General features: G+C 65.0%; 7 protein-coding genes and 1 pseudogene. 4 read left to right on the plus strand and 4 right to left on the minus strand.

The window, feature by feature from the left end; all coding sequences use genetic code 11:
* A pseudogene (locus PMI40_RS22550) lies at positions 1-993 on the plus strand (ATP-dependent DNA helicase); the annotation flags it as partial.
* Between the two features lie 123 nt (positions 994-1,116).
* Here PMI40_RS22550 and PMI40_RS22555 read toward each other — a convergent pair.
* The gene (locus tag PMI40_RS22555) at positions 1,117-1,779 is read right to left on the minus strand and encodes an SOS response-associated peptidase (protein WP_008120323.1); all 663 of its coding nucleotides are present in this window, start codon (positions 1,777-1,779) and stop codon (positions 1,117-1,119) included.
* A gap of 39 nt (positions 1,780-1,818) precedes the next feature.
* Positions 1,819-2,700 carry a LysR family transcriptional regulator gene (locus tag PMI40_RS22560; protein ID WP_008120325.1) on the minus strand — a complete coding sequence of 294 codons (882 nt, stop codon included), beginning with the start codon at positions 2,698-2,700 and terminating at the stop codon, positions 1,819-1,821.
* A gap of 117 nt (positions 2,701-2,817) precedes the next feature.
* Here PMI40_RS22560 and PMI40_RS22565 point away from each other — a divergent pair, with 117 nt between their 5' ends.
* Entirely contained in the window at positions 2,818-3,984 is a 1,167-nt protein-coding gene (locus PMI40_RS22565; protein WP_008120328.1) for a YbfB/YjiJ family MFS transporter, read from the plus strand.
* 117 nt (positions 3,985-4,101) lie between these two features.
* Here PMI40_RS22565 and PMI40_RS22570 read toward each other — a convergent pair whose 3' ends face one another.
* Both PMI40_RS22570 and PMI40_RS22575 read right to left on the minus strand, forming a co-directional pair.
* On the minus strand, positions 4,102-4,518 hold the full coding sequence (locus PMI40_RS22570; RefSeq protein ID WP_008120330.1) for a hypothetical protein: 417 nt from the start codon (positions 4,516-4,518) through the stop codon (positions 4,102-4,104).
* 186 nt (positions 4,519-4,704) lie between these two features.
* Positions 4,705-5,610 (minus strand): LysR family transcriptional regulator, encoded by a 906-nt coding sequence (locus PMI40_RS22575; protein ID WP_008120333.1) that lies wholly within the window; start codon positions 5,608-5,610, stop codon positions 4,705-4,707.
* A gap of 183 nt (positions 5,611-5,793) precedes the next feature.
* On the opposite strand from PMI40_RS22575, the gene PMI40_RS22580 reads away from it, so the two are divergent.
* Complete coding sequence (locus tag PMI40_RS22580) at positions 5,794-6,591, plus strand: transporter substrate-binding domain-containing protein (RefSeq protein WP_008120335.1); 798 nt, start codon at positions 5,794-5,796, stop codon at positions 6,589-6,591.
* A gap of 167 nt (positions 6,592-6,758) precedes the next feature.
* Positions 6,759-8,393: a methyl-accepting chemotaxis protein gene (locus PMI40_RS22585; protein ID WP_008120336.1), complete on the plus strand. Its 1,635-nt coding sequence runs from the start codon at positions 6,759-6,761 to the stop codon at positions 8,391-8,393.
* The last annotated feature ends 246 nt before the right edge of the window (positions 8,394-8,639 follow it).

Genomic DNA, 8,639 nt, shown 5'->3' on the forward strand with positions numbered 1-8,639 from the left:
TGGCTCGATGACGCCTGCCGCTCCGGACGCATCGTCTGGACCCGCCTCGGTGCGCCGCCACGCGCTGCCGGTGGCCCGGTGCGCGGCACGCCACTGGTGTTGCTGCCGCGCCGTCAGGCCAGCCTGTGGCACGCCTTGCCGGCCGCCGCCGAGGTCGACGTGTCGCCGCGCGCGGCGCGCGTGGTCGAGGCCTTGCGCGCACAGGGCGCCTTGTTCTTCGAGGAGCTGGCGCAGGACGCGCGGCTGTTGCCGGTGGAACTGGAGGCGGTGCTGGGCGAACTGGTTGCCACCGGCCTGGTCAACGCCGACAGCTTCAACGGGCTGCGCGCCATGCTCCAGCCGCGCGCCCAGCGCGCCCGCATGGATAGATACCGCCACCGGGGCGCCGGACCATCGATGGAAGAGGCCGGACGTTGGGCGCTGGTACGCCGGCGCGATGATGCCGGCGTCGTTGCCGCCGACCATGCCGCGCTCGACAATGGCCCGGTGGCCCCGGTACCGGCCAGGGCGGTGCCGGGCCGCAAGCCGCGCATCGCGCCGCAGACCCTGGAACACGTGGCCATGACGCTGTTGCGACGCTATGGCGTGATGTTCTGGCGCCTGCTCGAACGCGAAGCGTCGTGGCTGCCGTCGTGGCGCGAGTTGCTGCCGGTATATCACCGGCTGGAGGCGCGTGGCGAGATTCGGGGCGGGCGCTTCGTGGCCGGGCTGTCGGGCGAGCAATTCGCCTTGCCCGAAGCCATACCGCTACTGCGCCAGATGCGTCGCCGGCCTGCCGAGGACGAACTGGTCAGGCTGTCGGCGGTCGATCCGCTCAACCTGTGCGGCACCGTGCTGGAGGGCGACAAGGTGCCGGCGCTGGCCGGCAACCGCCTGCTGTTGTGCGATGGGGTGCTGGTGGCGGCGCAGGTGGCGGGCAAGCTGGTGTGCCAGGGTGAGCCAGACGCCGCCCTGCGCGAGCGTTACCGGCTGCGCCTGGCGGCGCCCGGCTAGCGGTTGCCTCAAATGCGGGCAGCACCGGCACTCCTAATGAAATCAATGACATAGCAAGCCTTGCAGACTGTTATCCACAGTTTTGCGCACATAAATCGGGGATAACTCTGGTTGGCACCGGCTTCAGAAAAGGTCAGACTGGCGGGTCTCGCGATAGTCTTTTTCGGCCGGCCAGGCCTTCATCGAGGCCGCCGGCGTCAGGCGCAGCATCGCGCGTGCCAGCTCGGGGGAGCCGGCATTGAGCCAGGCGCCATATTGCGAGCGGGGAATGATCACCACGCTGCGTTTTTCTTCGCCCGGCTTGTGAAAGCGCCGCATCAGCGGGTGCCGGTCGGCATTGACGGTGATCTGCGTAAACGAAAAACTCAGTCCTCCTTCGGGTTCTTCCCAGGCGCGCCACAGGCCGGCCAGGCAGAACGGGCGCTGGTCGGCCATGCCGATGGCCCAGCGCTGGGCCTTGCCCGATTCGTAATTGGGTTCGACGAACCATTCGGTTGGCAACAGGCAAGTCTGGACGCCACGCCAGGCGCTGGCATAGCTGCGCTTTTCGGACAGGGTCTCGGCGCGTGCATTGAGGGTCGAGATCGGCGTGCCTTGCTGGAAGCGCTTGGGCAGCATGCCGTAGGTGCCCACCAGCAACTCCGGGCGGCCACCGGCATCGGCCCGCACCAGCGGCGCGGCGTAGTCCTGCCAGGTTTCTTCCGGCCAGTCGCCGATGCCTTCGGTGCTGGCGCCGGTCAGCGCCCCGGCAACCTTGGCCGAGGTGGGTTTGTAGTTCACGCACATGATGGGGATGGGCTGTCGGTCTGGGGCGCGATTGTACCGTCATGCGCTGCCGTGGGCAGCGCGGATGGCTTCGGTCAGGAACTGGGCGACCGTGCGGATGCGGGCCGTGGCCCGCAGGTCGGGGTGGGTCACCAGCCACACATCGTAGTCGGCGCGACGCCGTCGCTGGGGCCAGATGCGCACCAGGTTCTCGCGCTGGCCCATGTACACCGGCATTTCACCGATGCCCAGGCCGGCGGCCACTGCCCGCCGCAGCATCAGGCTCGAATTGATCAGGGCGGTGACGGTGCCTTGCCGGGCCGGTTCGTCCAGCAGCAGCAAGCCCTGGGAAGACATGGCGTAGGGCTTGTAGGCGACCAGCTGGTGACCGACGAATTCGGTCTCCGGCTGCGGCTCGCCATGGCGCTCGAGGTACGCGGCGCTGGCAAACAGGCCGACCGGCCAGGATGTGATCTTGCGCACGACCAGGTCCGGATTGTCGGGCTTGACGTTGCGGATGGCCAGGTCGCTCTGGCGCCTGGGCAGGCTCAGCATCTGGGTCGACACGTCGAGGTCGACGCTGATACCCGGATGCAGCAGGCGCAGTTGCGCCAGCGCCGGCAACAGGAAATCGGTCGTGATCGAATCGGTGCTGGTGATGCGCACGGTGCCGGCCAGGCTATCGTCCTGGCCTTGCAGCCGGCTCTGCAACTCCAGCGCCGCGCTCTCCATGCGGCGCGCCACGGCCTGCGCGGTCTCGCCGGCGGCGGTCAGCAGGTAGCCATCCGAGGCACGCAGGAAGAGCGTGCTGCCCAGGTCCTTTTCCATGGCGGCGATGCGGCGCCCGACGGTGGCCTGGTCCACGCCCAGGCTGCGGGCGGCACCGCGCAAGGTGGTGTCGCGACATAGCGCTAGGAAGATGCGGGCGTCGTCCCAGTTCATGGTTATCCCAAAGTCGATGCAAAAACGCATCATTGAAGAGAAAAAGTGCTGCAACTATACATCATCGGCAGCGGCTATTCTGGTCACACGCAGCGATGCTCTCGAAAGGATTCAATCATGCAACTCGCCCATCCCGTGGTACAACGCAGCCATTATTTTCCGGCGATCTTCGCCGGCCTTGCCGCCAGCCTGGTCGGTATCGGCCTGGCGCGCTTCGCCTATACGCCGCTGCTGCCGGCGATGATCCATGCGCAGTGGTTCGATGCCTCGCAAGTGGCCTACCTGGGCGCGGCCAACCTGGCCGGCTACCTGATCGGCGCCTTGAGCGGGCGCGCGATGGCGCAGCGCCTGTCGCCGGTGACGGTGATCCGCCTGACCACCTTGCTGGCCTCGATCTCGTTTTTGGCCTGTGCATTTCCTTTGTCGGAGACGTGGTTCTTCGCCTGGCGGCTGCTCTCCGGTGTGGCCGGTGGCACCATCATGGTGCTGGTCTCGGGCGTGGTGCTACGGCGCGTACCGAATGGCAAGAAAGGCTTGGCCAGTGGCGCCATCTTCCTGGGCATCGGTCTGGGCGTGGCCATCAGCGGCACGCTGGTGCCGGTGATGCTGGCAGTCAGCTTGCGCGCCACCTGGTTGTCGCTGGCGGCGCTGTCGCTGGTGCTGACCGCACTGAGCTGGCCTGCCTGGCCGGATCACGACCACACCCGGGTGCGCAGTCCCGCTGCCGTCAAGGGTGCCATGCCACGCGGCTTGCAGGTGCTGCTGGTGCAATACGCACTGGGCGCGCTTGGCCTGGTGCCGGAGATGCTGTTCCTGGTGGACTACGTCAGCCGCTCGCTGGGCCACGGCACGGCGCTGGGGTCGGCCGCGTGGGTGGCCTACGGGGTGGGCGCCATGGCCGGCCCGGTGCTGTATGGCATGGCCGCCGATCGTTGGGGCGCACGCGGCTCGATTCGCTTCGTGCTGGTGCTGCAGATGCTGGCCGTGGTCGGCCTGGCCTTGACCGCGAAGGTGGCAGGGTTGATGGCGCTGGCGGTGGTGATCGGATCGTTTCCTGCCGGCGTGGTGCCGCTGGGGCTGTCGCGCATGCATGCGCTGGTGCCCGACCAGCACGCCCGCGAGGCGATGTGGAGCCGCCTGACCGTGGCCTTCGCGCTGGCCCAGGCGGTGGGCGGCTACCTCTATTCGGCGGTCTATACCTGGACCGGGGGCCAGCATGTGGCAACGTTCTGGATGGCAGCCGCTGCGTTCCTGCTGGCGGTTGTGGTCGGGTTTCTCGAGTGATTTCGTTTATTTCGAATTTCGAATAATTCGTTTGCAACGAAGCGATAAAAAAGCCACGCCCGAAGGCGTGGCAACAAAGGGTGACTAGTTAAAGTCGCCAGGGAAGCGGAGCAGGGCTCAGCGCACGCGCGCGACGCCCTCAAGGGTGTGGACAATGCGGCGCGCAGCGGTCGTCAGGCGCGTATCGTCGAGTACCGGCAGGAACGCGATCTCGAACTCGTGGCCCAGCACCTGCAGGTGATAACGGCCGTACAGGATGCTCACCTGCAGCGCCACGACATGCGCGCGTGCGATGGCGCCTCGAGGGTCCGGACGCAGCCTCAACGCAAACTCGGGACCATCGAAATCGTCGTCGGCGGCGACCGCCACGAACTCGCCCTGACGGTCGAGATGCCCGACCTGGCAGGCGCCCGCGCCCAGCAAGCGCTCCAGCCGGGCGCGCAGTTGCGCCACCAGATAGACCCGTGGAAATCCGAAGCGCAGCCCTGGCGGCGGCGACTGTGGCAATGGCGACGATATCGATGGTTGCAGCACGCGGTTCTCCGGATGAACGTTGAAGGCCGGCGCAAGTGTATGCGGATAGGTTATGCATGAAAACTACTCTATATGCATAGATATCATGCCCTGAAGGTATAGCTCAGCGGCACCCGATGAGCGCAAAGTATAGAAGTGGCGCGGCGACGTCGATTGCGTTTTGGGCACAGGATGGTGCCGATTGGATCAGCCCGGCTTGCTCTCGCGCGGGCCGGCCGTGCTCATCACGCGGGCGAACGCGGACAGCACCGGATGGTCGACACCGGCACGCATGACCAGCTCCACGTCGTAGGTGTCGGGCAGGTCGCGATGGGCATGCAGCACCACTTCCTTGGGGCAGTTGTAGCGTGACATTTCCGAGACGATCGAATAGCCCATGCCGGCCGCCACCATGCCCAGCGTGGTGGCGACGTCGGCGCCGATCTGCACCAGCCGCGGCGACAACCCGGCGCGCTGGCACTGGTGAATCAGGTAGTCGTGATACACCGGCGAGCGCTCGCGTGGAAACCATACGCAGGGTTCGTCCTTCAATTCGCGCAGGCGCTGCGGCGGCTTGCGCGCGTAGGGACTGTGCGACGGCACCGCCAGCAGCAGGCCCGACGCGAGCACCTTCAGGCCGGTCAGCTCGGTATCGCCTGCATCGCGCAAGGCGACGAAACCGCCATCGAGCCGGCCTTCCTTGATCTGGCTCAACTGCTGGGTCGACAGCGACGGCTCCAGCATCAAGGCCACGTTGGGCAAGGCGCGCTGGAAGCGGCGCAGGCGCTGCAGGATCAATGGATGCCAGGTGTGATTGGGCGAGATGCCGATGCGCAGCGAGCCCTCGAGCCCGGCGGCGGCGCGCAAGGCGCGTTCGCGCGCGGCCTCCAGGTCGGCCAGCAGCTTGGTGGTGTCGCGCAGGAACTGGCGACCGGCGGCGGTCAGCTGCACGCCACGCACGCTGCGCTCGAACAGGGCGGTACCCAGTTGTTCTTCCAGGTCATGGATCTGGCGGCTCAAGGCTGGCTGCACGATATTGAGCTTGCGCGCGGCGCTGGCCACGCTGCCGTGTTCGGCCACTGCCGCGAAGTAACGCAAATGCCGGATTTCCATGTTCGCTCCTATACCTGGGACAGTATTGTCTGGATAAACAGCTTAGCTTTCAAGCATATAAGCGCCATGCAAGCGCACGCTGGCACATTCCTTGCACAAGCCCGGTGGCGGGCAGAATCATCCACGCGGCGCGAGGCACAAGCTCAAGCCGCATTTCATCGTGCTTTCAAACAGGGGGAATCCATGAAGTTCGTTAAAACCGTGCTGGCCGTATCGATCGGCTTGATGAGCGTGTACGCCGGCAATGCCATGGCGGACGCGCTGGCCGACATCCAGAAGGCGGGCGTGGTCAGGATCGGCGTGCCGCAGGACTTCGCACCCTACGGGTCGATCGACTCGTCGATGCAGTTGCAAGGGCTCGATATCGATGTGGCGCGACTGGTGGGCAAGGGCCTGGGGGTGAAGGTCGAACTGGTGCCGGTGCCGATCTCCAGCCGCATGGCCTTCTTGCAGACCAAGAAGATCGACATGATCATCTCGACCCTGGGCAAGAACGCCGAGCGCGAGAAGGTGCTGGATTTCTCGCAAGGCTATGCGCCCTACAACAATAGCGTCTTCGGCATCGCCAGCATCAAGGTCGCCGGCCCGGCAGACCTGGCCAACCAGACCGTCGGCGTGGCCCGTAGCACCTTCGAAGACCTGATGCTGACCGACAGCGTGCCAAAGAGCACCGTCATCAAGCGCTACGAAGACAATAACAGCCTCATCGCCGCCTATGTGTCCGGGCAGGTGCAGATCGTCGGCACGGGCGACTTCGTGGCCATCTCGCTGGCCGAGAAACTGCCGACCTCCAAGCCGGTGCTGAAGTACGTCATCAACGTCTCGACCTGCTATGTCGGCATGAACAAGGGCGAGCCGGCGCTGGTGGCCAAGGTCAACGATGCCATCACCGTGGTCAAGAAGAATGGCGAACTCAACAAGATCGTCCAGAAGTGGCTCAACGTCCCGCTGTCCGAGAAGATCGCCACCACCTATCAGTAAGTTAGTCCAATGATTGCAGCGGGTCGCCGAGCGCGGCCCGTTGCATTGCCATCACGGACAATAAATTTCATCCATGCTGGCAGTCGCACATACCCCACAGGAACGTTTCTTGCTGGCAAAATACGGGGCGGCAGCTCGGGGGCCGTCAATCACAACAAGGAAAAGAAATGAAGTTCATCGGAAACATGAAGATCGGCAGCCGCCTGGCGATCGGGTTTGCGCTGGTGCTGGCGCTGTCGGTGGGGGTAATGGCAATCGGCGTGTGGCGCCTGCAGGTGGTCTCGGACGTGACCCACGAGATGGTGTCGCAATCGGTACGCAAGGAACGACTCATCTCTAACTGGTACGGCACGCTGCGCGCGGCGATCCTGCGCACCATCGCGATGTCGCGCAGCTCCGACCCGACCCTGAACAATTATTTCCTTAACGAAGAACTGGCGGCCAACCGTGAAATCGTGGTGTTGCAGAAAGAGCTGGCGGGCATGATCGACACCGCCAACGAAAAGGAACTGTACGCCCAGATCGAGCAATTCCAGAAGACCTATAAAGAGGTCTACCTGAAGATGATGGACATGAAGTCCACCGGTGACCAGGACGGTGCCAACCAGGTGCTGATCCAGGAATTCATGCCGATGTCCAAGAAGTTCCAGAACACCATGCAGCAGTTGCAGAAGGCCGAGCAGGAAGAGATCGACAGCGCATCGGCCAACATCGATGTCCTGACGCACCAGAGCCGTCAACTGCTGTTGGCGCTGGAAGCGGTGGCGGTGTTGCTGGGCGTGTTGTGCGCCTGGTTCCTCACGCGCGGCATCGTGCGTCCGCTGCAGCAGGCCGTCGGCCTGTCGCGCCGGGTCGCCTCGGGCGACCTCAGCGAGCGTCCCGAGCAAAAGCGTGGCGACGAAGTAGGGCAGCTGCTGTCGTCGCTGCGCGAGATGAACGGCAACCTGCGCAACATCGTGGCCAACGTGCGCCAGGGTACCGATTCGATCGTGGTGGCCTCGGGCGAGATCGCCGAAGGCAACCAGGACCTGTCGTCCCGTACCGAACAGCAGGCCGGCGCGCTCGAGGAAACCGCCTCGGCCATGGAGCAGCTCATCGCCACCGTGCGCAAGAATGCCGACAATGCCCACGAGGCCAGCCGCCTGGCGGCATCGGCCTCGAGCATCGCCAGCGAAGGCGGCGCGGTGGTGAGCCGGGTAGTCGATACCATGACCGAGATCAATGGCTCGTCGCGCAAGATCGTGGACATCATCAGCGTGATCGACAGCATTGCCTTCCAGACCAATATCCTGGCACTCAATGCCGCAGTCGAGGCCGCGCGCGCTGGCGAGCAGGGGCGCGGTTTTGCCGTGGTGGCTTCCGAGGTGCGCTCGCTGGCCCAGCGTTCGGCGTCGGCCGCCAAGGAGATCAAGCAACTGATCGATGATTCGGTGTCCAAGGTCAATGCCGGCAGCGCCCTGGTGGAGCAGGCTGGCAGCACCATGACGCGGGTGGTCGAGAGCGTGCAGCACGTCAACGCCATCGTCAACGAGATCAGCGTGGCCAGCAACGAGCAGAGCGCCGGCATCGGCCAGGTCAACGACGCCATCGGCCAGCTCGATGGCATGACCCAGCAGAATGCGGCGCTGGTCGAGCAGGCGGCGGCAGCGGCGGCGGCCATGCGCGGCCAGGCAGGCTCGCTGACGCAGCTGGTGAGCGTATTCAGGCTTGAAGATGGCGGCGAGATCGAGCTGGAGCAGGCGCCGAAAAAACGCGGGCTGTTGCCGCTGCTGTCGCGTCGTCGGGCGCTGGCCGAGGTTTGAGCGCGGCGCTGTGAATTAAAAAGGGGAACTTCGGTTCTGATGCCGTTCAGTCGAGACTGAGCGGCATTTTTTTTGCACTAACGGGCCGTTCGGACTGAGGGGGCCGCAGGGCGGTATTCAAGGCGCTCCGATGTTCCGGCACGCGCGCCTTCGATACGCTGCCAAGGCAGCTACTCAGTCCGAACGGGGAATGGCACGCTTATCATCGATCACCCGCAAACCGTTCGGACCGAGGTGGTCCGCAGG

This window comes from Herbaspirillum sp. YR522, from assembly GCF_000282575.1.
In the GTDB taxonomy this organism is placed as follows: domain Bacteria; phylum Pseudomonadota; class Gammaproteobacteria; order Burkholderiales; family Burkholderiaceae_D; genus Herbaspirillum.